The sequence below is a fragment of the Agrilactobacillus composti DSM 18527 = JCM 14202 genome (genome assembly GCF_001436375.1).
GTDB classification, from domain to species: domain Bacteria; phylum Bacillota; class Bacilli; order Lactobacillales; family Lactobacillaceae; genus Agrilactobacillus; species Agrilactobacillus composti.
In genome coordinates this window covers 186,906-210,101 of record NZ_AZGA01000057.1, presented here as the reverse complement: position 1 = coordinate 210,101, position 23,196 = coordinate 186,906, and the positions used below count along the sequence as shown (strand labels likewise).

Below are 23,196 nucleotides of genomic sequence, written 5' to 3'. Positions count from 1 at the left end.
GTTTTAAAATATAGAACGTTAATTATTGCGTATCTTTTAAATCTGTACTATCACTTATAAAGTAAAAAGAAGCCACTGGGGGCAAATCCAATGACTTCAAGCGTAGTCTAGAAATGACTTTTGGGTAAGCTAACCTGTGTGGTTGGCTTTTTTGCTGTGATTAATTCAAAAAAAGCCTGAAATTCCCCAGCTAAAACTAGGAATTTCAGGCTTTTACCTGTTACTTCAGATTACTAATAGCATCAAAATCGGAGGTGCTTAATTCAATATTCGCAGCGGCGACGTTTTCTTTGAGATGTTCTAAATTCGAGGTGCCGGGGATTGGTAAGATAATCTTGGAGCGTTGTAATAGCCAAGCTAAAGCAATTTGAGCCGGTTGAGCCTGGTATTTCTCAGCGATTTTAGCTAAGACACTACCTGGGGCTGCCAATTTGCCAGTTGCCAGTGGGAACCAAGGGACGAAGATGATGTTGTGGGCTTCGGCGTAGTCTAAGACGATTTCGTCAGCCCGGTCTGTCACGTTATAACGGTTCTGAACGGCATCGATATGGACGATTTTTTCAGCGGCTTGCAGTTCTTCCACCGTCACTTGGCTGACACCAATATGTTGGACTTTGCCTTCGGATTGTAATTGTTTCAATTCACCCAATTGATCAGCTAATGGAATTGCGGGATCGATGCGGTGTAAGAATAAGAGGTCAATCGAATCCACCCCTAAACTGCGCAAGTTTAGCTCGACTTGTTGCCGTAAGTAAGCGGGTCGGCCCACTGGCGTCCAAATGTCTGGGCCTTGGCGGGTCAAGCCCACTTTGGTGGAGATGAATAGGTCGTTATATTTGCCAGAATAATCACCAAACGCTTGATGCATCAATAAATTAGACGTGAAGGGGCCATAGGAATCGGCTGTATCGATGAAGTTGATACCTAAGTCCACGGCTTCTTGCAAGACCTTGACGGCATTATCTGGGTCTGGGGATGGCCCCCAAATACCCTTGCCAGGTAGCTGCATAGTGCCATAGCCCAACCGATTGAAAGTTTTACCACCAATTGATAACGTGCCTGCATGATTCGCATTAATTTCAGCCATAACGACAACTCCTCATATATTATTTTGATAACACCTACATTGTACGCAGATTTTATGAAAAAAGCTTGAATAAGCCTTGGTTTAAAGTTGCTTTTTGACGCAAATGGCCAGTTCATGAATGCCCTGGGCAAATTTAGCGGGGGTCAAATAAGAATAAGACAGACGTATGCTTTGATCACCGTGGGGCCCATAGATTTTACCAGGGTTTACTTTTAGCTGATGGGCCTTGGCTTCGGCCAATAGTTGCGGCATATTAATGGTGTCCGGGAAGGTGAGCCAAACGTAAAAACCCCCCTTTGGTTGATTCCAAGTGGCAATCTGGCCCAGTTCTTGTTTTAAGACCGCCATGGCCAAGTCACAACGTTCTTTTAACTGTGCCCGCATGGCTACCAGGTAACGGTCATAGTCCGGGTCACTTAAAATGGCTGTTAAGATATGCTGGGATAAAGCGCTGGCACCATAGTCGGTTTGTTGTTTGATGGCTGTGAGTCGAGCAATGATACCGGCATCCCCCACGACCCAGCCTAAGCGCATACCCGGTGCCAGGGTTTTAGAAATCGAGCCCAGGTATAAGACGTTGCCGTTTTGGTCATAAGCTTGCAATGGTTTTGGCGGCTGTTGGTCTAACCAAATATCTTCATAGGCGCTATCTTCAATGACTGGCAGGCTATAGTGTTGGGCAAAGTCCACTAAATCTTGACGGCGTTGGGCACTCATCACATTGCCCAGGGGATTGCTGAAGGTGGGGATGGTGTAGAGTAACTGTTGTTTAGGACTGTTGGGAATTTGGGTAAAGTCAAGACCAGCTTCATCTAAGGGCAGTTCTTTAAATTGAATGTGGCGAGCTTTAAAAATCCCCAAAGACCGCAGATAGCTCTCTGGTGCGGTGTATATAACGGCGTTATGCTCAAGCAAACTAACGATCAGTTGGATGGCCTGCAGGGAACCAGACGTGATCAAGATATTGTCAGCTGTGACGGTCATGCCCTGGCGCTGCAACCGTTGCGCTAAGACTGTGCGCAGGCTTTCTAAGCCCGGTCCGGTTTGATAGTTCATGGTGGTGATGTTTTGAGCGGTATTGATAATCGCTTTTTGCACCAAATCCCTAGGGAAAATATCGGCCCCCAATTCACCGGTGCTCAAGGGCAATAAAGGTTTAGGATCAGCTTGGCGGGCTTTGACGAACCCCGTGGCCAGACTTTGGGGCGCTGCACTAATTAAAGGGCCCCAGCTCGTGTTGGCACTGCGGCCCTTTGCATCAATGCTACCGGTGCTCTGCAAGTATTGCAGGGCCCGTTGTACCGTGGTGGGGTCCACATTAAATTGGTCAGCCAGCTCCGTTTTAGTGGGCAGGGGTGTACCCAGGGGCCAAGTGTTTTTGTGGATTTGTTGACTCAAGTAAAGACTGATTTGTTTATAGATTGGCAGTTGGATTTTTTTATCCGGCTGCCAATTTTTCTTGTGATAGGTCATGGCGCTGGAACTCCCTTCGTTATTTCCCGGGAAATATTGGGCAATGGAATATGATTAAGTCCTATTATAGATTAAATTTCAACCAATTGGCGATAAAAATAACCACCGCAAAGGCTATGCAGTGGTTAATGCCAATTTGAATCAATTAATAAGCATTGGCAAGACTTGAGTAATAGGCCGGTAACCAGTTGGTTTCATTGCCTAAGTTGTACCAGATAGGGTCATTGTTGCCATAATTATAAGTTACAGAATAACATTGCCATTGACTACCAGCAGGCACAGCTTGGTTAAATGCTTTATAGTTCGGTGTTTTCCAAAGGGCAATGGGGCCATCATTATTTGTGGCAGTTATTGTTAGAGGATTCTTAAAACTGGTTTCATAATTTGGAGCTACACCGTTTGTTTTTGCATCGAAGTCATACAGCAAACTGTTGGCAACGTAATAGGCATTGATCCAATTATTATCGCCTAAGTCAAACCATAATTCCCCAGTTGGTGCGCAGTAGTACCGGGCAATTTTCCAAATCGTACCCGGATCAACTGTACGTTTTGGTTGGCTGGCATAATTAGGTTGGCTCCATAACGCAACAGGGCCGTTGCTATCAACGGCTGTAGCAACAAAGTCAGCACTTCCGGGATCGTCTGAAAAGTTACTAGGTCGGTCAACGATTTGATCTTGGGGAATGACTAGAACCTGATTGGTGGTTAGCCAAGTATCATTTCCAACTTCGTAAGCTTCTCTTGCACTAGTCCATTCTTCAGGTTGAATAGAACTGGGCATGCTTTTTCTAGTAGCACTGATTTTCCAAGTGGTGAGACCATAAACTGGCTCCAGCACTTTTAAGCTATCGATGGCAGATGCTTCTGCAAAGGGATGTTTAGCATCAGGCCGCGTTGTTAAAAGATTTGTATCTCTCAACGGTATGGCAACTTCATCTGCGGCTTGGACGGTGCTGGGTCTTAAAAATAAACATACAGTTATAGCTGCTAGGCCTGTGAGTAGCAGGCTTAATTTGAATTTTGGCATAGAATTCCTCCCCGAATTGTTACTTAAATTATAGCATGGTGGCTGGAAATCACGGGGAAAGTAACGTATTTGTAGTTGAATTGCAATCAAAATAAAACCAGTGGCGATTTGCCACTGGTTGACCATCAATAATAGGTTGGGGGCGTTGCTATCAAGGGATGAGCCTGCAGCCACTGTACCACTTTTTGGGCCAGGGACTGGGCCATTTTTGCCGCGGCTTGGATTTGTTCGGTGGTGATGCCATTCACGTGGACACCGGCGGTAATGGTGCAGTGCCCAGTCAAATTTGGCTGGAGTAAGCGGCCGATGATTTCAGACAAAACATGATCCTGGTGCAAACGGCCATCGTGACTGGGGTAGCGAAAACTACTTAAGGTCGTGGCGGTCACATTGGTGATGGCCCCGATATGGGGATGGTCACCACCTGTTAAGACCACTAATAAATCCGGGCCGATTTGCTGCAGGGCCACGGTCATGGTAAAACCGGCCTGCGCCAGGTTAAACGTGGCGGTTTGGGTCATCATTACCCTCCCGTCCAGCGTTGAGCCAAGTCGTTGGGGATCTTTAGAGCGTCTAATAAGTGCATGGTTTGTTTGGTCACCAAATCGGCGATGGTCTTAGGCTGGGTATAAAAACTGGGAATAGGGGGAATGATTTGAGCTCCTAATTTGGCCAGCTTGGTGAGATTTTCCAAATGAATCACGCTCAAGGGCGTTTCTCTAGGTACGATGATCAGCGGTCGGCATTCTTTAATGGTCACATCAGCCGCCCGGCCAATCAGATTTTCCCCGAAGCCGTAGGCGATTTCGGCCACGGTCTTCATGCTGGCCGGGACGATCACCATGCCATCGTGCAGGAAAGAACCACTGGCAATCGCCGCCCCTTGGTCATTGTCGTGGTAGACCACATCGGACAAATCTTGGACCTGCTGCAAGGTCAGATCGGTTTCTAGTTGAATATTCTTTTTAGCCCAGGGACTGAGCACCAGGTGGGTTTCAACCGACGGAATGGCCTGCAAATGGCGCAATAAATCAAGGCCGTAAATCACGCCTGACGCGCCGGTCATAGCAACGACAATTTTCTTCATAGTTTAACAGACCTCCTATTGCAAATACTTGCGCCAGTCTTGAACTTCTTTAAACCGGGCTCGGATGAACTGAGCCTTCATGTCCCAGGGGACGGTGCCATCTAAAATCAACTTGCTGGACATCCCCTGAACTCGAATAGACTTCGGGTCATAAGCGGGCCGCTCTGAAGGGTCCAGGGGATGATTGCGCATCCCCGGCAGCACCACAATGTCCTGGTCGGCCTGAAAACGGGTATTGACAGTCCATATCACATCGTTCATGTCGAAAATGTCCACATCCTCGTCCACTAAAATCACTGTCTTCAATTCTTTAAAAGCCGCAAAGGCTAAGAGGGCGGCCTGACGCTGGATGCCTTCATCAGCGGGATTAGTTTTGTGGATCTGGAGAATCGTCATCAATTTACCGCCGCCAGCAGGGGGATTGTAGACATTTAAGACTTTACCGGGGATGGCTTTATTGGTGAGTTCTAGAATGCTAGCTTCCGTGGGAATTCCGGCTAAGTTCACATGTTCTTCGCTGGGACCAATCACTGTCTGCATAATGGGCTGGTCTTGACGATGGGTGACCGCCGTTACTTTGATGACCTGCACGGCGGGATTAGCATCACCGTCATAGCCAGGAAATTCTGGCATGGCTTTACCCGTGTTGGTGTTGATGTCTTCTTGCATGCGTTGGTGGGGCATGATGTAGCCTTCGATGGTGAATTCAGAACGGGCGATGGCCTTTTCGGCAACGGTGATAGCGTCTACCAGCTGGACGGGTTCTTGGCGAATAGCCCCGGCAACTCCCAATTCGTTATAACCTAAGGGCGTTGTAGGCGGTTCAAAGGTGGCCCCCAACGTGATGGCCGGATCTAAGCCGATGTTCACAGTAATGGGCATGGGTTCGTTGGCTTGCTCATATTCTTCAGCAAAAGCGCCGATATGCCGGCCCCCAGGCATGATGTAGATGCCAATGGTATCTTTATCCTCTAAAACCATGCGATGAATGGTCACATCACTTTTGGTTTTGGCCCGATTAGACCCATAAACTAAGCCCATGGTGATGTAAGGCCCTGCGTCGTATTCGGTATTGGTGGGGGCGGCGATGAGTTTGCGGATATCAAAATCAGGGTCGTCGACTTTGTGGATGACTTCATGGGCCGGGGCGTCAGCTTCAGAAACTGTCACCGGGTTTAGGGGATGGTCCACTGCATCATTTAGAAATTGGCCTAGCGTATGGTAATCGTGATGAAATAGCAAACCCACCCGCTTGCGACTGGCCAATAAGCCAATCAAGACCCGGGTGCCGGCAAAGCCCTTGACGTTGTTGAACATCAATGCCGGTCCTGCTTGAGTGGGCCGCTTGACCGTGCCCCCAGCGCCAATGTAGCGGTAAACTCCAGCTAATTCCGCATTAGGGTCCACCAATTCATCGGTGGCGTGATATTGCTTAGGGGCCTCAGCTGCTAATTCCTTTAAGACCCGTCTCAAATCATAATAATCTGACATTTAATGACCTCCGTTTTTCAATAAGTCAATTATGGGCGGTTTTAAACTTGCATACCAATCGGATTATGACTATCATTATGCCAAAAGGGCATAAGAGGTGATCACGATGAATTTAGAGGACTTAAACGCCTTTGTGAAAATTTATGAGATCCGCAACATTTCTGAAGCGGCTATTGCCGTGAACTTGACCCAATCGGCCTTGTCAAAGCGCATGAAACATCTTCAAAGCGACCTAAAGGTTAAACTTTTGGATACCAGCAACCGCCAGTTTCTGCAAATCACCAGCGCCGGCGAGACGTTTTATCATTATGCCAAGTTGATGAGTGACCAGTACCAGGCGTTGTTGCAGGCTTTACGCCAAGGGGATAGTCAGCGGCAAGGTCAATTAAAAATCGGCAGTGTGCCAGTGGTACGCCAATATGGCTTGTCCCAAGCTTTGACCCGCTTTATGGCCGACTTCCCCAATATCAATGTGTCTTTGAATGAGTTAGAGGGCCAAGACTTACTGCGGTTATTGCGGTTTAAGGGTGTTGATGTGGCGATTCTCCGGGATATCCAAGTTCAAGACTTAGCTTTGACCGACTATGTGGTCCAAACCATTGCCCGGGATCAATTGGTCCTGGTGGGCAGCACCAGCGGCCCCTTGGCCCAAGTCAAACAGGCTAAAATCAGCGACTTGGCCAACTATGCCTATGCCTTGTTACCACCGGGATCCGGGGTATTTGAGTACGCCAATCAACTTTTCGCCCAAAACGGCCACTTGCCGGCGATCCCCTTACAAACCTCCCACATTGGCACCATTACCGATGTGCTGCAAAATTCCCAGCAGGTGAGTCTGCTATTTCAACAGGCCATTGACCCCGCGGTGGCCAAGAAGTTGAAAATTGTCCCCTTTGAAAAGCCGATTTTTAGCAACTTGTTCTTCATTTATCCCAAGGCCAATGGCAATCTGGCGATTCAAGCCTTTTTGAAATATGTGGTGAATTTGGGGTGAATCCAGCGCACCTGAATTGACCTGGTTTTTCTGTTATAATGCAGCTATTCCAGATACCAAGTCACAATTGGAGGTGGATCTATGATTGCTTTAAGCATCGCCTTGGGACTGCTGGTTGTTATCCTTGTGGGCGCTGGGCGACTGCGTTATTTGGAGAATCAAGTGATCGATGGTCAGCTTGAAAGTCATGTGACGCAGACGGTGGAGAAAGTCAGAGGGGCCCGCCGTTTTTATTTGCGCACCCTTTACCGCAGTCACCAACCCTTAGCTTTTTTGCGGTTTTTAACGATTATATTATTGGTACTGGCAGCCTTGGCTTTGGCCTGGGCCATTAGCATCCAGTTTGCACTGATTACTGGGCTGGCGGATACACTGAGTTCGATTCCGGGGTTATATGTCAGTTCTGACGATGAGCGGAATTTAGCGCTTTGGATCATGGCGATCACTGCCCTGATTGCCCTGGGCCTGCGCTGGCAGACGGTCAATGCCCTGCAACGGATTCAAGATGCCGAAGATACCAAAGAAATGCGGGATATCTTTACCACGCCCAGTCAATTACGACAAAAGATGGACGTTACCCGTAAAGCTCAGCTGGTGGTAGCTGCTTTGTTGGCCCTGTGGTTGGCCTTGGCGGGGCAATTGCAGCTGTTACCGGCAGTCGGGACGCCTTTTGTGGATCTATGGACTGCCAAAAGCACTGAAAATAGGCGTAATGCCGCCAGGGATAGTGCTTATAATAATCCCATGGCCTATGAACCCAGCAATAGCGCCAGTAGCAGTACTGCTTCAAGTTCTAATGACAATGGGCCTGCTAAACATGACCCGGACACCCCAATTGGGGCTTTACAAGCCGCTAAGAAGGCCCCAGCAAGTATGGCGGCCCAAATGACGGATGCTGACCAAGCTACCATGATATTTATGGCTTATTGGGCCATGGAGGGCCAAGACCCGGCCCAGTTATTTAGCCGGGGGCTAGGTGGGGCCCATTATTATTACCATATCCTGCCGAATAACGGCAATCCCCTATATGTGTTCAACAGCATCACGGATGCGGGCAATATTGTGGATAATATGTTTTATGCCAGCATTGCTGCTGGGCAGGTCACCTTTTATTCGCTGGATAATTCCACCAGCGCCAGTCAGCGCTTGTCGGACATTACGCCATTGACCATTCGCAATGGCCAGATTTATCCCGCCTCAGAGTCTTTAGACAATTACAGCTTTGACCTGCGTCAGCTGATTACGTTGTATTATCAACAGGCCGGCTATGCCAAGGTCCAGTCCTATTTAGAACTGGGGACCACGATGACGGCATTTTAAGACCAACGAATTAACCGCCAGTTTCAAAGCCATAAAGACTTTGGACTGGCGGTTTTTGGCTGGCCTTAATTTTGAAAAATTTGCAGCAACTTGCTGCGCTAGGGGTATAATCGAAACCAATCAAGCAATTATTATTGAAGGGATTTGAGATTATGGCTACAATCAAAGTTCAAGAAGGCTACATGCCCTTTCGGGGGTTTAAAACATACTATCGCATTGTGGGGGAACCCAGTGCCACAAAAGCGCCGCTCCTATTGATCCACGGCGGCCCGGGCTCATCCCACAATTACTTTGAATTACTGGATGATTACGCCGCCACCGGCCGTCAACTCATCATGTACGACCAAGTCGGCTGTGGCAAGTCCTCTTTGCCTGAGGATCCCGGGGTTTACGTCAAAGAGACCTGGGCTGAGGAACTGGTGGCCCTTAGAAAATATCTACATTTGGATCACATCCATATGCTGGGGCAATCTTGGGGTGGCATGCTGGAAATGTTTTACCTGACCAACTACGACCAAACCGGCATCAAAAGTGTCATGATCGATGGCTCACCGGCGTCAATTAAGCTGTGGATCCAAGAACAACATCGCCTGATCAAATACTTAAGTTATGAAGATCGGCAGGCCATCAGTGAAGCCGAAAGAACCGGGGACTTCACTGGCCCTAAATACTTAGCCGCCAATGACCGCTATATGGAGCGTTACTGCTGGGATGACCCGGATGAAAATTCTCCCGAACCCTTGAGACGCCCCACCAATGGCAAGCGGGCCAGTTTGATTGCTGAAGGCCCCAATGAATTCACCGAAAATGGGACCATCAGTGACTTTGATGTCACCGACCAGTTGAAAAATATCCACGTGCCAGTCTTAGTCACCAATGGCACCGATGACCTGTGCACACCGCTGATTGCCAAGTCCGTCTATGACCACATCCCCAACGCCAAATGGCACTTGTTTGCCAACAGTCGTCACTTAGCTTTGTTGGACCAACACGACGAATTCATTCAAGTGATGGACCAATGGTTAAGTGAGCATGATTAAGGTGATAGCCAGCAATGACTTAAATAAGGCCATTTAAAAACCGTTAATTTCAAGTGAAATAAGCTTGAAACTAGCGGTTTTTTCAATGGGGCTTGCCTAATTTTTTAAAGGACACTTTTGGTCAAAAAAACGACCAAATCGGGTATAAATATTGTCATATCGTGATGTTTTGAACTATCATTACCATAAAGCAAGAAACGGATAAAAAGGATAGGACGTTTGTGTTAGCTGGTAATAGATTCTGACTTCAAAGTAGGTGAGCCCACGATCACAAAGACAACGCTAAAAGCTTATTCTTTAGTTTTTTATGGCCTAGCATTATTGAGCATTGTGCTAGCCATCTATCTACCTAGCATCAGTTGGCTAGCCCTCATTGCCTTAACCATTCTAATGGTCGTTTTAACGGTGGGGTTGGTTCAAGTATTGCGGCACAACCCCACGGATCAGCCGGGCATGATTCCCAAAATTATCCCCATGCTGGGCTGGACCCTAAACCCCAAGAGCCCTAATTTTGTACCAATCGCTTTTTACATGGGGGATATCTTAGCCTTCATGGCCAGTGTCACCTTTTTAAGCCAACGGCTTTGAGTGGATTTTTAGGCGTATTTATGTAAGAACCGGGGTTGAACGTAAAGCAGGTGCGGCCATGGTGACAGTGACTACGTTTAAGGTCTGTTCCATAATTTACTGGGGACTCGCACTGTTGAGTATTGTGGTATCAATTTTTGTGCCAAGCATTAGTTTAACAGCGCTCGTTGCACTGACGGCATTATTGATAGTTTTAACCGTAGCGATAATTAGCTTGTTAAGGCGTCATCCTACAAGTCAATCTGGATTAGTTCCCAAAAAGCTGCCCTTCTTAGGCTGGACAATTAATCGCAGAAATCCCAATTATTTAGCAGTCATGTTCTACCTCATGGACTTCGTAGCATTTTTAGCAGGCACCATGATTTTACCGGGAAACTTTTGAACAGTCCAAAAACTGGGTTTAGCTTCAGAACAACTTATAGGATTTAGCCAGTGATACGAATTGATTTTCTGAAACGAACCATTTAGGTCAAAAAAATGACCAAATCCGGCAAATGATATAACCTCGCTTAATTTTGGCATATCCTATGGACTGTCAAATAAAGGTGATCAAAAGCTGATAGTTCAATCTAGCAGCTTGATCCAGGAAATAACGAGGTGTTAGGAATGCTGTTGTACGAACTTGTAGCTATCGGCCTAGTAGCTGTCATGGGTTATCGCTTGGCAGTCGTGCCAAAATACAAACCAAGTGGCGCCCATTTTGGCTATCGCACGGCTTACGCCCAGGCCAATCCAGGCAATTGGGCTATTGCTCAAAAAGTCAGTGCTGGCTATGGCCTCATCACCAATGTGGTTTTGGTGGTGCTGTTCTTCTCTGACCGGCAACTCACGCCACAAATAGCCGGCTGGCTGGTGTTACTTGCCGTTAGCACGCTATTTTTGGTCACAGAAGCGGCGATTTTCTTATTAAATTTGAAGGCTAACCATGCCAAAGCCAGCGGGCGAACCGCAACTGCCAAAGCAGCACCGCTATGGATCCCCAAGAAAATCGGCTTCGGTGTCCAATTGAACCCTGCCAATCCCTTGGGTAAAAAATTGAGTAAAATTATTTTGATTACGTTACTACTATTTTTAGTGATTATTTTCGCAGTAGCTTTCTATCAGCAATTTAGCGCCAGGTAAGTCAAAAGCTGTTCTGCAAAGTAACCACTTCTAAAGGAAAGAAGGTTGTCAATGATGCGGCAAAATAACGCGCCAAAACAAAATCGAAACCGGAAGCTATATGTCACTCTAACAATGGTATTTTTAGTCATTGCTCTGGCACCAATTTTATTTTTGCCTATGGTGAGCGGCGATGCCAAGCTGGCTAAGATCATCGGCATTTTCAGTGTAGCCATGACTATTCCAGTGCTGATCCTCAGTTTGAAGGTGTTGCAAAGCTATTACGACAAAGCCGAGTTGCGCCACAAACCACTGCTGATTCCCAAAGCCTTTGGATATGGGTTGTCCATTAATCCCTACCATCCAGCCGGCAAAGCCATTTGGTTTGGCATCATTGTCGTTGTTGTAATTTTGTTGATCAAGATGATTGTAACACCGGCTTAAACACACGTTGTCACACACTCAAAAGGGAGGTAATTTATCATGAAGAAGCCAATTGTCAAACTAGCCGCTTTATTTGTCGGGGTCTTGTTGGAAGCCCTGCTGTTATGTTACTGGCAGGTCTACACGTTCCCAGCCGCTAAAACCGCGGCGGCCATCGCTGGTAAAGAAAGCCTGGTGTTCATCACCGCCGTCATCGGCTACTTGGTGACCACCGTGCTGTCCGCGCTGATCCCAGTGGCGCTCTACCTGATTATCACCGGAATTTCCGCCAATAAAGAAGGCCTGGTGGCGCCAGCGCCTAAGACCCAGTTAGCCATGTACTATTATGTGAATTGTTTATTCGTCACCACCTTGACCTTGGTATTCACGTACTTTACCCATAATGCCGTGCCAGCGGTGGCTACCATGGCAGTCTATTACGGCGGGGTCATCATTCAATTACTATTAAGCTACAGTGTTTTTGGCAAACGTCGCGGTGCCTACGGGATATTTGCCATCGTGATCTTAGTCCTAGCTTCCATTCAACCAATCATGCAATTGCTCGCCAAATAACTAAAGCACGCAACTGGATAGGTTGCGTGCTTTAGTGGCTGAAAAGAGGGATGATTATGCGGCACGAAAATAACCAACCCAAAGCACCAAAAGATTCTAAATCCACCCAAAAGGCGGAGAAATACCAGGTCTTTCGCATTGTCATTGGGCCCATAAGTTTAGTGGTATTAGCTGTCATTTTGCTGAAGCCTTTTGTGCCAGTGCTACAACAAACACTTAGCGGCCGGCTGGGGCAGATTGCCGTGTTAATCTTTTATATACTGATATTAGCGCTAAATGTTATTTTAGAACTGCAAACACCGGTGGATTATGACCCTGACCGTCTCCAGGGCAAGCTTTTTGTTACCAGACGCTATGGCTATGCCTTTAAAGATGTCAATCCTAGAAATCCTTGGGGGATGTTCTTGTATATCTTCACCATTGGCTGTGCCATTTATGCGCTGTTTTTTTATTAATGCAGTGCGATTATTATAAAGAAAGTAACCGAGGAAAATAAGATGAAAAACGCAAAGAAGCAAAAGGCTAATTTTCAAAAGCAACAAGCTGCCCAACAGAAGACGAATGCAGCCGAAAAGCGCCGCGCGAAAAGATATCAAATTTATCGAGATATCTTAGGGACTATCAGCTTTTTGATGCTGGCTTTCATTGGGATATCGCTCTTTGTCCCATCTTGGCGCGCAGCCGCCGCTGGTCCGGTGGTGCAGCTGATCATCTTGGCAGTACTCCTAATTATTGTGGGAATTGTTATTTATATAGAAAAGCGCATGCCCCATCAATTTGATACGGCCCGGGCCCAAAACAAACTTTTTGTACCCAAAGCCTATGGGATTGGGCTAACGGTGAATCCCCATAATCCCCTGGGTATCTTATTTTATGTCTTAATAGCTATCTTGTTCTTGGTAAGTGTTTTTTGGTTGTAAACCAAAATTGAGGCAGTATTATGAAAAATATTAATAAACGTAAATCAGCCTTTCAAAAACAACAAGCTGCTCAAAAACGTGCCATTGAACTTGCGCAGCGAGCCGCCAGGAAACATCAAATTTATCGCGATATACTTGGGGGTATCAGCTTATTAGCGCTTATTTTTGTGGTAGTAAGTGCGCTGGTCCCGCCAGTGCGCACCGCGCTTCAGGGCGTTGTTCCAAAAGTAGGCATTTTATTGTTACTTGTATTTCTGGTGGCGGCCACCATTATTGTGGCCTTGAAAATTCCCCCTAGGCCAGATGTGGGCAAGCAATTCCTTATCCCTAGAAGATACGGGATTGGGTCCACCATTAATCCCCGCAATCCCTGGGGATTACTGATTTATGGCGTTATTGCCCTCTTTTTGATCTATACGATATTCGCCCCTTAGTTAGCCATGCAAGGCTCCTAAGCGCTGCTGCAACTCCCGAATCTTATTACGGGCCACTAGACAATAAGTATCAGCCCCAAAATAAACCAGCCGTTCATGATGATCCAAGGCCGTGACATTTTCCAGGTTGATCACAAAGGACTGATGGCAGCGAAATAGCCGCGGATCCATTGCAGCAATTGCCTTCAAAGACCCAAAGAACTCGCAGCGCTTGTGGCGCATGACCAAATTGACCTTGTGATTCAAGCCAGTGGTCTCAAAATAAAGAATCTCCTCATAAGGCACCTGAAGGTTAGTGTAGTTGTTCTTCAAACTAAAAGTGTCATCGGCCAAGGGGAGCTGTTGGTGGGCTAAAGCTGTTTTTAAGCTGTCTAAAACTTGGTCGTGGTACTTTTGCGGGTCGTCTTTGGGGATGAAATGTAACGCCGCTACCTTATAATCATAGGTCAGGGGTAGGAATTCCGAATAAGTGGTGACAAAACTAATGGTGCCATAGGGGTCTAGTTGGCGAATCTGTTCCGCCAGTTCCAAGCCCGCTTTCTTTTGGGCCCCGATGGTAATGTCTAAAAAGTATAAATTATTGATAGGGGCAGTAGCCATCTGCGCCAATAGCCGTTGCGGCCGGTCGCTGGTCTTGATTTGCACTTTGGTGGCTTTTAAGTCCGCAACAAACTGGTCTAATAGGCGTTTTAGTTTTTGTTGCTGGAGGATATCATCCTCTAAGATAAAAATATTCATAGGCTGGGTATCCCTCCTAAAGGCGTTGAAGTGAGGACTTGGCGAAAGCGGCCATCTTGGCAGGTTGTCTGCAGCATTAAATTGGGATGGCGGTCCAGGAGTTCTTTCACAATGGCCAGCCCTAAGCCGTGGTCGCCGGTTTTCGTGGATACTTTGGGTTTGAAGATCTGATTGATATTCAAGTCAGTTTGGTCGGTGGTGTTGTCGATAATAACCACCAACTGCTGGGGCTGGTCATAGGCGATAAAGGCAATGTTCAACTGGGGGTCAGCCACGCTGGCATTGGCCTCGATGGCGTTATCCAAGAAGATGGATAAGATGCGCAAATAGTCCACCAGCTCCACGTAACAGTCCACCACCGGGGCCTCGATTTCAACGCTAGTGGCGATATTTAAACCCAGGGCGCTAATGATTTTGGCCGACAGTAAACTTTTTAAGGCTGGAATTTTCAGATTGCTTAAATGGGTCAAATTGAACTTACTGTTTTGCAGGGGCTGACCGTATTTGGCGATGACGTTGTTGTAAATTTGGGTGATGGCCGGCAGGTCTTGGTTAGCGATGCTGTCCTGCAGACTGACCAACACGTTGCCCAGGTCGTGGCGGACTTCGTGGATTTCGTTATACATGCCTTCGATTTGCTGGGTATAGGTGGTGAGCTGGGCCAATTGGGCCCGGCGCAATTCCTTGATTTGGTCGGCTTGCATCAAGCGGATCTTCATCGTGATATAAAGCAATAACAGGGCCATGACGGCGAAAAATATCCCGGAGATCACGTAGCGCAGGGCGCTGAAATCCCGGTCTAAAGCTTGTAGGAAGTAACTGCTAAATTCTGCCACCAGTAACAGGGCTAACACGCTGTTGATGACTTGCAACATGGCTTTCACCGGGAGCTCGTAAGCGGCGTGCAACAAGCGGAAGTTAGGGTTGGCCACTTTTAAGAAGACTAGGTTTAATAACACTGGCACGGGAATAATAATAAATTCCAGGATATTGTAAATTGGCGCCAGCGCCGCTAAGGAATCTAAAATATTGCCAATCAGAGAAAAGAAGGACACCGTGTACAGGCTAAAGAACAGCGCCAGGTATTGCCGGTCCTTAAAGGCCGGGAGCCCATACAAATAAAATAGCACTAGGGCCATGAGATAGATGCCGTAGTCTGGCAGCCACAGGCCTAGGCCGGCTAGAGGGATGAAGCTGAGCAGTTGCCAGAGCCGTAGTTTGAGGCCACTGGTTTGCTGATAGATCAGCAACAAAGCGCCTGTCTGTAATAATAAATTCAGTAGTAGCAAGATAGCGTTTGTGATTTTGGCACAACTCCCTTTGCAGCAACATCGTTTTGTAAGATACCGGTCAGTTAATCCTTTGTATTATCAGGATAGCGCAGGTGTTCAGGCAAGGCAAACCAAAGATTTAACTTATCAAAATTACTTTAAATTTCAAACAAATAAAGCATTAATTCAGAAGGTGTGGCGTATGTATGTTTGGTTAGACCGCTTGACCCGTTTTACCAGATGGGTGGGCCTATTGTTGGGGGTGGTGGAGGTCATTGTCTTTTTGGTGGCTTATCCCAATTTGCCGGCAACGATTCCCACCCACATGAGTGGCGGGGGCCATGTGGACGGCTATGGGCCCAAGATAACCTTGATCACACTGCCACTGATCGTTATCGTGGTGAGCTTTTTGTGTCAGGAAAAGTTCATTGATAACCAAATTCCCCCTTTCACCTCCACGAATGCTGGTACCAAATTGTTGATGATTGGTTTAGTCGTTGCCGTGGCCGTGGTCTCGCTTCGATTCTTCAGCCTCATTGTCTTTTAAGGCCAGACTGGGGGAAAGCTCCCGGGCTTAACGGCTGGCCTAGGTGATCAAATCCCGGATATACCACGGTTAGGCACCATAATATCTAATTGGTCCAAAGTGTATTACAATAGACGTGAATTCAAAAGAATGGGGGAATTCGCATGTCGAGGCAAAGTCTAAAAGCAGAGGCAAGACAGCTGCTCAATAAGCATTATGGTTATTTCTTGATTTTATTTATTCCGTTTTTTGTCATCGAAATCCTGAGCTGGCTGGTGATGAGATTTATCCAGTATCAGCTGTTATTTAACACTTGGTTTGGTCGGGGCTTTGGGGGTTATGGTTACCGCCACGGGTATTATGGCGGCAATCACTTCCGGGGCGGTGGCGCAGCCTTTATGGGGAATCCTTTTGGGTTTCTAACCAATACGATTCCGGGTATTGTGCTGACCATTGCCACCGTCAGTGCCACCTTTATCTTGATTGATGCTCTGCGGCAAAAACAAGTCAGTGGCCAACCATTCCGGGCCGCCTTTAAGATTTTTACCCGGGGGGAATATTTCATCGGCACAGTGCTGATCAATATTTTGACCACGATTTACACGGCCCTTTGGACTTTGTTGTTGATCGTACCAGGCATCGTTAAGAGTTTGGCTTATTCCCAGTCAGCCTATGTTTATCGGGATGCCGTGGATAATGACCAACAAATTACCTATTCCGAGGCCATTACCCGGAGTCGGGTCTTGATGAAGGGGCACAAATGGGAGTTATTCGTCATTTACTTGAGTTTTATTGGCTGGTATTTAATCGTGGGCTTAACGGCTGGCTTAGCCGCCATCTGGGTCCAACCTTACCTGCATATGACCCTGGCTAATTTCTATGTGAAACTAGTGACCCCAGAAACAGCCACAACCGAGACCACACCGGAAAATCCCGAGACCACTACAGCACCGACTGAATAATCCGGATATAGAATTATATATTAAAAAAACGCCCTAAGCGATGGCCATCCCCAAACCTACATCAGGTCTTGAGAGCCAGCTTAGAGCGTTTTTAGTTTGGGTTTTATTCCTCAGCCATAAATTTGTCAATGATGGACGACACTTGTTGTTGCCGCTGTTGGGTAGCCGATAGCGGTTCTAAGACAATGGTGCCGTCATCTTCTCTAACCAGCAAAGCTGAGCCCTTTTTGATGTGCAATTTCTTGACCAGCTCTTCTGGCAAGGGGACGTACAAGTCAGCCCCAATTTGGCCGACTGTTTTGGTAGATTCTGTGTTAGTCATCACAATTCACCTCAATTATAGTTATAACCTATCTAATCTGGAAAAGATACCGGCAAATCTCGATGGGTAATGACTGAATACTATATACTACTTATCCGCCAAATACTTCATGACCGTCATATATTCTGCAATCATGGTCTCAGCTTGCTTTATTTGTTCTTCAACACTAGAAGTTTCAGGTTTCATTTAGGATAGGACCTTCTTCCTCGTTGATAGTTCGTTCTTATGCATGCAGTATATCCGAAATCCATATAAAATAGCAATAAATTTGGTGTGTTGTCGATTAACTCTGCAATTCCCGTTTCAGATAAGCGGTAAAGCTTGTGGGCTCCCGGCCTAACAAATACCGCAGGACATTGGGATTGCCGTCCAAGCCCCAACGGCTGTAACTGTCAGCCAACTGTTGAAAACCGGCCCGAAAGTACAGGTCAGTGGCCTGGATCTGGTCCAAAAATTGGGTCACCGGGACATATTTGGCCTGCGCCTGTAACCCGGTCAGGGCGTTGAACTGGGCCACTAATTCTACCGGTGAATAAGCTTGGGTGCCCACCAATTCATAGGTAGCTTTGTCATGAAAGGCGGGCTTTTGGGCGACTTTGACCACCACGGCTGCCACATCTTCCGGGTCCACATAGGCCACCTTGGCATGAATGTCATAGAAAATACCATAAGTCAGGTCTTGTTGCACCTGCTTAGGGTTGAAATTATGCATATAGTGCATAGGTTGCAAAATCGTATAAGTCAGGCTGTGGGCCATCCCCTGATAAATCAAATGTTCCTCCACATCCCGTTTGGCCACATGTTGCAACAAAGTATGCAAAATCGGATGGGTGACGGAGATAAAAATAAACTGCTGCACGTGGTTAGCAATGGCCAGGTCCACCAACGTTTGGCCGATCAAAGCTTCTTCTGGGGAGAACAACGGGGGAATATACGCAATTTGGTCCACATCGGTTAACAAGTCTTTTAAAAAGTCGAGATTCGTTAAATCGCCAACTTTGGCGGCTTTGATGCCAGGCAAATCCTTAACTCGAGGGTTGATGTCGGTGGCTAAGACGTCATAGCCCGCGTTGACCAAGGCTTGGGTGATGATGGTGCCGGTATGGCCGGCGGCTGAAGTAACTAAAAACATAAAAATCACGCTCCTTTAGCTGAATTGTAACATAATTCACAAATTAAATGCAATTGCATGTAATTATGGCTAATTTATGCTATACTGCGGAGGCAAACAGCTATTAAGACACAATGGCTGGTCACTAAATAAAACAGAATTGGAGTGGATCGTCATGGAATTAACTGGACATCATATTTTAATCACGGGAGGCACCACCGGCATTGGGTTAGCGTTGGCCCAAGCGCTACTGGCCCGGGGCAACACCGTATTAGCCGTGGATTACAGCCCGGAGAACATTAAAGCTGCCCAAGTCAAAAGTCCCCAACTACAAACTCACCTCACCGACTTAAGTTCAGCCGCTCAGCGGGTCGCCTTAAAGGACTGGGTTCAGACTGATTTCAAAGACATCGATATTTTGATCAATAACGCTGGTATTCAGCGCTGGATCAACTTGTTAAATCTAAAACATGACTGGGATTGGTATCACCAGGAATTGGCCATTAATTTTGAGGCCCAATTGCACTTGACCATGTTGCTACTGCCGCTGATCACCCAACAGCCAAAGGGCGCCATTATCAACGTGTCCTCAGGGCTGGTGACCAATCCTGGGGCCTGGGTACCCCTATACACCGCGGCCAAAACCGGGGTCCATGGCTTTACCCAGGCACTGCGACTACAGTTACAAGACACGCCCACCAAGGTCTTTGAAATCCTGCCCCCGGCCGTGAACACCGACTTAGGGGGTTCAGGGGCCCACACTTATGGGGTGGACCTGTCCGAATTTATCGCAGCTGTCTTGGACCAATTGACCCAAGACCTGCCGGAAATCACCTATGGTACGTCTTGGGACCAGCTCCGGGCCACCAAAGCCCACAACCTGGCCACCACCCAACAAACCTGGGAGTTATTTAAAGACAATCCGAATTTTAAAAATGCCTAATCAAAAAATTAGTTAGGCTTTCAGAGCTTGGCTGAGTTGTTGGATCATTTGGTGGAGGGCCTTGGGCTGCAGGACTTGGCGGCTTAGCTTGCGATTCAACCCGTTGATATCTTGGGCCACCTTTTGATACATGGCTTGTCCAGTAGCGGTTAATGCCAATTGGCCAGTACGTTTATCCTTAGCTGAGGTGGTTTTAGTCACCAGCCCGGCCTTGATCAAGTTATTCACACTGCGGGTCACCGAACTTTGATTCATTTGAATTAAATCGTTGAGCTGACTTTGAGAAATCAGGGGATGCTCAGCGATTTTTAGAATGTAAAAATAATTGCTGGCGTTGAGGCCATAGGGTTTCAAACGCTGATTGATGGTGGTGGTGACGGTATTATTTAAAATGGCGATTTGCTGAACCAAATCATAAGCTGGGGATGTTTGTGAAGTCATCAAAAGAAGTCCTTTACATTAGAATAATTCCATTATACCGGACTTTGGCCTAAAAAGCTGGGCGTTAAAAAACCGGACCCCCAAAAGGGCCCGGTTAAATCTATGCCGTTTAGTCGTCAATACCGACGATAACAGAAGTGGCTTTGATCACAGCGTAAGCTTCTTTACCAACTTCCAAACCTAAACCATTGATGGAATCCATGGAAATCGTTGAAACGATTTCGTGGCCGTCACCAATATCAATGGAGACGATGCCGTTAACAGCACCTTTTTCAATGTTGGTAATGGTCCCTTTAAATTGATTTCTAGCACTTAACTTCATAATATACTGCTCCTCTTTTAATGAAATTATGAACATATTTAGTATAACATCTTAGAAAGCGCTTTTACAGTAGCAATCAACTTCATTCCCCAACTCAAAAGGGCTACAATAACCATAACAAACTCAAATTCAATTCTAAGGGAGAGTGCTTTGCATGGATGCAACGTGGTTGGCACAACTGCCAATTCCTAAAGTCACCGCGGCCCAGCCCGTGAGCGGTGGCGATATCAACCAGGCCTATCATTTAACGACCGCTACTGAAGATTATTTCTTATTAGTGCAGCCTAATCATCCCCAAAGCTTCTACGACCACGAAATCGATGGCCTCAAACTGCTGGGCCAAGTGGTCAACGTCCCCCAAGTGATTGCCAGTGGGGCAATTGGTCCCGATGCTTATTTAGTGATCAGCTACATCGACGTGGGGCAGGGGGACCAGTTTCAACTGGGAAAAATGGTGGGCCAACTCCACCGCACCTACAGCCCCAACCAGCAATTTGGGTATAAAACGGCCTTTCATTCCGGAGACTTCCTGGTGCGCAATGACTGGTCTGACAACTGGGCCGACTTTTTCCTGCAGACCCGCTTAATTCCCTTGGCCCAGCGCCTCACTCAAATGGGGCGGTTTATACCAGCCTGGCAGCCTAAATTTCAGCGGGCTACGGCTCTTTTTAAACAACTGATTGCCGACTACGACCCCAAACCATCCCTGTTACATGGGGATTTATGGGCGGGCAATTACCTGTTCGACCAGGCTGGCACGCCTTATCTCATCGATCCCAGCGTTTGGTATGGGGACCGGGAATTTGATATTGCCTTGACCACAGTTTTTGGGGGCTATGATCAAAATTTTTATGCCGGCTATAATCAAGTTTATCCCCTGGCCACTGGCTATGCCCAGCGCATCGAATTTTACCGCTTGTACTATTTAATGATTCACCTGTTCTTATTTGGCAACACCTACCAAGGACCGGTGGGGCGTATTCTGACCAATCTAGACAACTGACCATACAAAAAGCCCTGGGCCAACCAATGCCGGCTAGTCCAGGGCGTTTTGTCATATCAGATTTTACTTATTGGTAATGATAATATCAGAGGCTTTAACTTCAGAACCGAAGTAAGGTTTCAATTGAGAGTTGTAGCTCTTTTCAAAGAACTTGGCTTTGTTTAACTTGGTGATTTCTTTGTTAGTCCAAGTTAACAAGGACTTGTTACCCTTTTTAACGGCAGGGGCGATGTATTGCTTAGGACCGATGCTCTTGATACCGACAGTGTACTTAGGATTGTTCTTGACCCAAGCATACAAGTAAGAGTTATCGTCAGCTAAGGCCACACCACGGCCGTTCTTCAAAGCGTTGAATTGTTGGGTCTTGGAGTCATACTTTTGCAAGTTGACATCTTTTTGTTGGGCAGTGAAGTAGTTTTCAGCAGTGGTCCCTTTAGTTACGATCAAATCTTTACCCTTTAATTGGGAAACTTTGGTGATAGGTTTGCTCTTAGGTGAAATAACCCCAACAGAAACTTTCATGTAAGGCTTAGCAAAGTCCACGACTTGCTTCCGTTCATCGGTAACGGTGAAGTTGGCCAAAACGATATCGACTTTGTTCGAGTTCAAAGCGTCCACCCGGTTGTTGGCGTTAACTTGCACGAATTTAGTTTTAACACCCAGATCCTTGGCCACCTGACGGGCTAAGGCTAAATCATAACCGGTCAATTTACCTTTCTTATTGACCCAGCCATAAGGGGGCAGATCTTGGAACACGGCGATTTTAATGGTGCCCCGTTTTTTAATGGCGCTGACCGAGCTGTCATTGCTGGCAGCGTTGGCCGTAGTTGGTTTGGCAAAGGCTGGGAAAATCAAGGCCAATGCAGCGACGACAGTTAATAGTAATACCCAAGACTTAGACTTACGATTCATTTGAAAACCCTCCATGTATATATGTTTTTTGAAGCTTGTTGATAATTGAAAGAAATCCCGCCTTGCTAGGCTAATGCTCGAACAAAGCCCACTTGCCGGATAAGCTCTGATTTAAACGCTATCCGCCAAGCAATGTCTTCCGCTTAGCTCAAAACCATCTCTTGGTGTACCCACCAAGCGCTGCTTTTGGGCTAATGCTCAGACAAAGCCCGCTTGGCGTATGGCTCTGGTTGAAACGCTATCCGCCAAGCAAAGTTCTCCGCTTAGCTTAGCAAGTCACCTTGGTGTGCCACCAAGCCGCCTTGCTAGGCTAATGCTCGAACAAAGACCGCTTGCCGGATAAGCTCTGATTTAAAAGTCCATACTCTGCAGAAACTCCTTAGCCCGGTCGGTTTGGGGGTTGGTGAAGAAATCTTTGCCCGGGGTGCTTTCTAGGATGTGGCCGTCGTCTAGGAACAAGACGTTGTCGGCGATTTGTTGGGCAAAGTTCATTTCATGGGTCACCACGATCATGGTCATTTTTTGTTTGGCTAAGTTGGCCATGATTTCCAAAACCCCCCGGACCATTTCGGGATCCAGGCTGGCGGTGACTTCATCAAAGAGCATGAAATCAGGGTGTAGGGCCAGCGCCCGGACGATGGCGATCCGCTGTTTTTGACCGCCGGATAATTCCCGGGGGAATTTAGCGGTGTAATCGGCTAACCCCACGGTGTCTAATAGGCGCAAGGCTTCTTTTTGGGCCGTGGCTTTAGATTGTTTTTGGACTTTAATTGGGCCCAAGGTGATATTATCCATAATATTCAGATTGGGGAACAGGTCATAACTTTGAAAGACCATACCAATTTTTTGGCGCAGGAGCTGCCAGTTTTTTGGTGTCGGGTCTATTTTTTGGCCTTGGAAATAAATGGTGCCGCTTTGGTAAGGTTCCAGGCCATTCAAGCAACGGATCAAAGTACTTTTACCGGAGCCAGATGGGCCTAAGACGACTTGGACTTCACCGGTGTTGACGGTAAAGCTGATGTCTTGGAGCACCGGGACCTCACCATAAGCTTTATTGAGATGTTCGACGCGTAATAATTCAGTCATT

General features: G+C 47.0%; 29 protein-coding genes. 15 read left to right on the top strand and 14 right to left on the bottom strand.

Translation table 11 applies throughout. The features are described 5' to 3' along the window. Window positions 1-220 precede the first annotated feature (220 nt). From FC83_RS09890 to FC83_RS09865, 6 genes are all read right to left on the bottom strand, one after another. Window positions 221-1,087, bottom strand: coding sequence for an aldo/keto reductase (locus FC83_RS09890; protein WP_035453353.1), 867 nt, complete (start codon window positions 1,085-1,087; stop codon window positions 221-223). Between the two features lie 81 nt (window positions 1,088-1,168). Continuing rightward, a complete protein-coding gene (locus FC83_RS09885) occupies window positions 1,169-2,560 on the bottom strand; it encodes an aminotransferase-like domain-containing protein (protein WP_035453350.1) in 1,392 nt (463 codons plus the stop codon). Between the two features lie 145 nt (window positions 2,561-2,705). Further along, window positions 2,706-3,587, bottom strand: a complete 882-nt coding sequence (locus FC83_RS09880; RefSeq protein WP_035453348.1) for a hypothetical protein — start codon at window positions 3,585-3,587, stop codon at window positions 2,706-2,708. A gap of 125 nt (window positions 3,588-3,712) precedes the next feature. After that, window positions 3,713-4,111 (bottom strand): prenylated flavin chaperone LpdD, encoded by a 399-nt coding sequence (gene lpdD / locus FC83_RS09875; RefSeq protein WP_338028710.1) that lies wholly within the window; start codon window positions 4,109-4,111, stop codon window positions 3,713-3,715. Continuing rightward, window positions 4,111-4,674 carry a UbiX family flavin prenyltransferase gene (locus FC83_RS09870; protein ID WP_035453344.1) on the bottom strand — a complete coding sequence of 188 codons (564 nt, stop codon included), beginning with the start codon at window positions 4,672-4,674 and terminating at the stop codon, window positions 4,111-4,113. Before FC83_RS09870 ends, lpdD begins: the two co-directional genes overlap by 1 nt. Before the next feature lie 15 nt (window positions 4,675-4,689). Beyond that, window positions 4,690-6,165: a UbiD family decarboxylase gene (locus FC83_RS09865; RefSeq protein WP_035453342.1), complete on the bottom strand. Its 1,476-nt coding sequence runs from the start codon at window positions 6,163-6,165 to the stop codon at window positions 4,690-4,692. A gap of 106 nt (window positions 6,166-6,271) precedes the next feature. On the opposite strand from FC83_RS09865, the gene FC83_RS09860 reads away from it, so the two are divergent. From FC83_RS09860 to FC83_RS09810, 11 genes are all read left to right on the top strand, one after another. Next, complete coding sequence (locus FC83_RS09860; protein WP_035453340.1) at window positions 6,272-7,159, top strand: LysR family transcriptional regulator; 888 nt, start codon at window positions 6,272-6,274, stop codon at window positions 7,157-7,159. 81 nt (window positions 7,160-7,240) lie between these two features. Continuing rightward, window positions 7,241-8,479 carry a hypothetical protein gene (locus tag FC83_RS09855; RefSeq protein ID WP_035453338.1) on the top strand — a complete coding sequence of 413 codons (1,239 nt, stop codon included), beginning with the start codon at window positions 7,241-7,243 and terminating at the stop codon, window positions 8,477-8,479. Window positions 8,480-8,640: 161 nt separating this feature from the next. Further along, a complete protein-coding gene (gene pepI, locus FC83_RS09850) occupies window positions 8,641-9,519 on the top strand; it encodes a proline iminopeptidase (protein WP_057002735.1) in 879 nt (292 codons plus the stop codon). A gap of 321 nt (window positions 9,520-9,840) precedes the next feature. Next, the gene (locus FC83_RS09845; protein ID WP_057002720.1) at window positions 9,841-10,107 is read left to right on the top strand and encodes a hypothetical protein; all 267 of its coding nucleotides are present in this window, start codon (window positions 9,841-9,843) and stop codon (window positions 10,105-10,107) included. 58 nt (window positions 10,108-10,165) lie between these two features. After that, window positions 10,166-10,489 carry a MotA/TolQ/ExbB proton channel family protein gene (locus FC83_RS09840; RefSeq protein WP_035453335.1) on the top strand — a complete coding sequence of 108 codons (324 nt, stop codon included), beginning with the start codon at window positions 10,166-10,168 and terminating at the stop codon, window positions 10,487-10,489. A 224-nt stretch (window positions 10,490-10,713) separates the two neighbouring features. Beyond that, window positions 10,714-11,229: an SdpI family protein gene (locus FC83_RS09835; RefSeq protein ID WP_035453332.1), complete on the top strand. Its 516-nt coding sequence runs from the start codon at window positions 10,714-10,716 to the stop codon at window positions 11,227-11,229. Between the two features lie 51 nt (window positions 11,230-11,280). After that, window positions 11,281-11,652: a hypothetical protein gene (locus FC83_RS09830; protein WP_052004699.1), complete on the top strand. Its 372-nt coding sequence runs from the start codon at window positions 11,281-11,283 to the stop codon at window positions 11,650-11,652. Between the two features lie 39 nt (window positions 11,653-11,691). Next, a complete protein-coding gene (locus tag FC83_RS09825) occupies window positions 11,692-12,204 on the top strand; it encodes a hypothetical protein (RefSeq protein WP_057002718.1) in 513 nt (170 codons plus the stop codon). Between the two features lie 56 nt (window positions 12,205-12,260). Continuing rightward, the gene (locus tag FC83_RS09820; RefSeq protein WP_057002717.1) at window positions 12,261-12,659 is read left to right on the top strand and encodes a hypothetical protein; all 399 of its coding nucleotides are present in this window, start codon (window positions 12,261-12,263) and stop codon (window positions 12,657-12,659) included. Window positions 12,660-12,701: 42 nt separating this feature from the next. After that, window positions 12,702-13,124 (top strand): hypothetical protein, encoded by a 423-nt coding sequence (locus FC83_RS09815; protein ID WP_035453324.1) that lies wholly within the window; start codon window positions 12,702-12,704, stop codon window positions 13,122-13,124. 20 nt (window positions 13,125-13,144) lie between these two features. Then, window positions 13,145-13,558, top strand: coding sequence for a hypothetical protein (locus FC83_RS09810; RefSeq protein WP_035453321.1), 414 nt, complete (start codon window positions 13,145-13,147; stop codon window positions 13,556-13,558). Here FC83_RS09810 and FC83_RS09805 read toward each other — a convergent pair whose 3' ends face one another. After that, the gene (locus FC83_RS09805) at window positions 13,559-14,296 is read right to left on the bottom strand and encodes a response regulator transcription factor (RefSeq protein WP_035453318.1); all 738 of its coding nucleotides are present in this window, start codon (window positions 14,294-14,296) and stop codon (window positions 13,559-13,561) included. Then, complete coding sequence (locus tag FC83_RS09800) at window positions 14,293-15,546, bottom strand: sensor histidine kinase (RefSeq protein ID WP_156405590.1); 1,254 nt, start codon at window positions 15,544-15,546, stop codon at window positions 14,293-14,295. The genes FC83_RS09805 and FC83_RS09800 overlap by 4 nt, the downstream gene beginning before the upstream one ends. Before the next feature lie 223 nt (window positions 15,547-15,769). Between FC83_RS09800 and FC83_RS09795 the strand changes: the two genes are divergently transcribed. Together FC83_RS09795 and FC83_RS09790 are read left to right on the top strand one after the other, a co-directional pair. Continuing rightward, window positions 15,770-16,114 carry a DUF1648 domain-containing protein gene (locus FC83_RS09795; protein WP_052004697.1) on the top strand — a complete coding sequence of 115 codons (345 nt, stop codon included), beginning with the start codon at window positions 15,770-15,772 and terminating at the stop codon, window positions 16,112-16,114. Between the two features lie 143 nt (window positions 16,115-16,257). Next, window positions 16,258-17,055 carry a DUF975 family protein gene (locus tag FC83_RS09790; protein ID WP_052004695.1) on the top strand — a complete coding sequence of 266 codons (798 nt, stop codon included), beginning with the start codon at window positions 16,258-16,260 and terminating at the stop codon, window positions 17,053-17,055. Between the two features lie 103 nt (window positions 17,056-17,158). Here FC83_RS09790 and FC83_RS09785 read toward each other — a convergent pair whose 3' ends face one another. Both FC83_RS09785 and FC83_RS09780 read right to left on the bottom strand, forming a co-directional pair. Continuing rightward, window positions 17,159-17,377 carry an AbrB/MazE/SpoVT family DNA-binding domain-containing protein gene (locus FC83_RS09785; protein ID WP_035453313.1) on the bottom strand — a complete coding sequence of 73 codons (219 nt, stop codon included), beginning with the start codon at window positions 17,375-17,377 and terminating at the stop codon, window positions 17,159-17,161. A 283-nt stretch (window positions 17,378-17,660) separates the two neighbouring features. Then, the gene (locus FC83_RS09780) at window positions 17,661-18,509 is read right to left on the bottom strand and encodes an SDR family oxidoreductase (RefSeq protein WP_035453311.1); all 849 of its coding nucleotides are present in this window, start codon (window positions 18,507-18,509) and stop codon (window positions 17,661-17,663) included. A 154-nt stretch (window positions 18,510-18,663) separates the two neighbouring features. Between FC83_RS09780 and FC83_RS09775 the strand changes: the two genes are divergently transcribed. Beyond that, a complete protein-coding gene (locus FC83_RS09775) occupies window positions 18,664-19,431 on the top strand; it encodes an SDR family NAD(P)-dependent oxidoreductase (RefSeq protein WP_035453308.1) in 768 nt (255 codons plus the stop codon). A 12-nt stretch (window positions 19,432-19,443) separates the two neighbouring features. Here the strand turns inward: FC83_RS09775 and FC83_RS09770 are convergent, their stop codons facing one another. Then, on the bottom strand, window positions 19,444-19,872 hold the full coding sequence (locus tag FC83_RS09770) for a MarR family winged helix-turn-helix transcriptional regulator (RefSeq protein ID WP_052004692.1): 429 nt from the start codon (window positions 19,870-19,872) through the stop codon (window positions 19,444-19,446). 109 nt (window positions 19,873-19,981) lie between these two features. Then, entirely contained in the window at window positions 19,982-20,194 is a 213-nt protein-coding gene (locus FC83_RS09765) for a TOBE domain-containing protein (protein WP_035453306.1), read from the bottom strand. 154 nt (window positions 20,195-20,348) lie between these two features. Here FC83_RS09765 and FC83_RS09760 point away from each other — a divergent pair, with 154 nt between their 5' ends. Continuing rightward, the gene (locus tag FC83_RS09760) at window positions 20,349-21,197 is read left to right on the top strand and encodes a fructosamine kinase family protein (RefSeq protein ID WP_035453304.1); all 849 of its coding nucleotides are present in this window, start codon (window positions 20,349-20,351) and stop codon (window positions 21,195-21,197) included. Between the two features lie 63 nt (window positions 21,198-21,260). Here FC83_RS09760 and FC83_RS09755 read toward each other — a convergent pair whose 3' ends face one another. Then, the gene (locus FC83_RS09755; RefSeq protein WP_035453302.1) at window positions 21,261-22,109 is read right to left on the bottom strand and encodes a transporter substrate-binding domain-containing protein; all 849 of its coding nucleotides are present in this window, start codon (window positions 22,107-22,109) and stop codon (window positions 21,261-21,263) included. 351 nt (window positions 22,110-22,460) lie between these two features. Next, window positions 22,461-23,195 carry an amino acid ABC transporter ATP-binding protein gene (locus tag FC83_RS09750; protein ID WP_035453300.1) on the bottom strand — a complete coding sequence of 245 codons (735 nt, stop codon included), beginning with the start codon at window positions 23,193-23,195 and terminating at the stop codon, window positions 22,461-22,463. Window position 23,196: the final 1 nt, after the last annotated feature.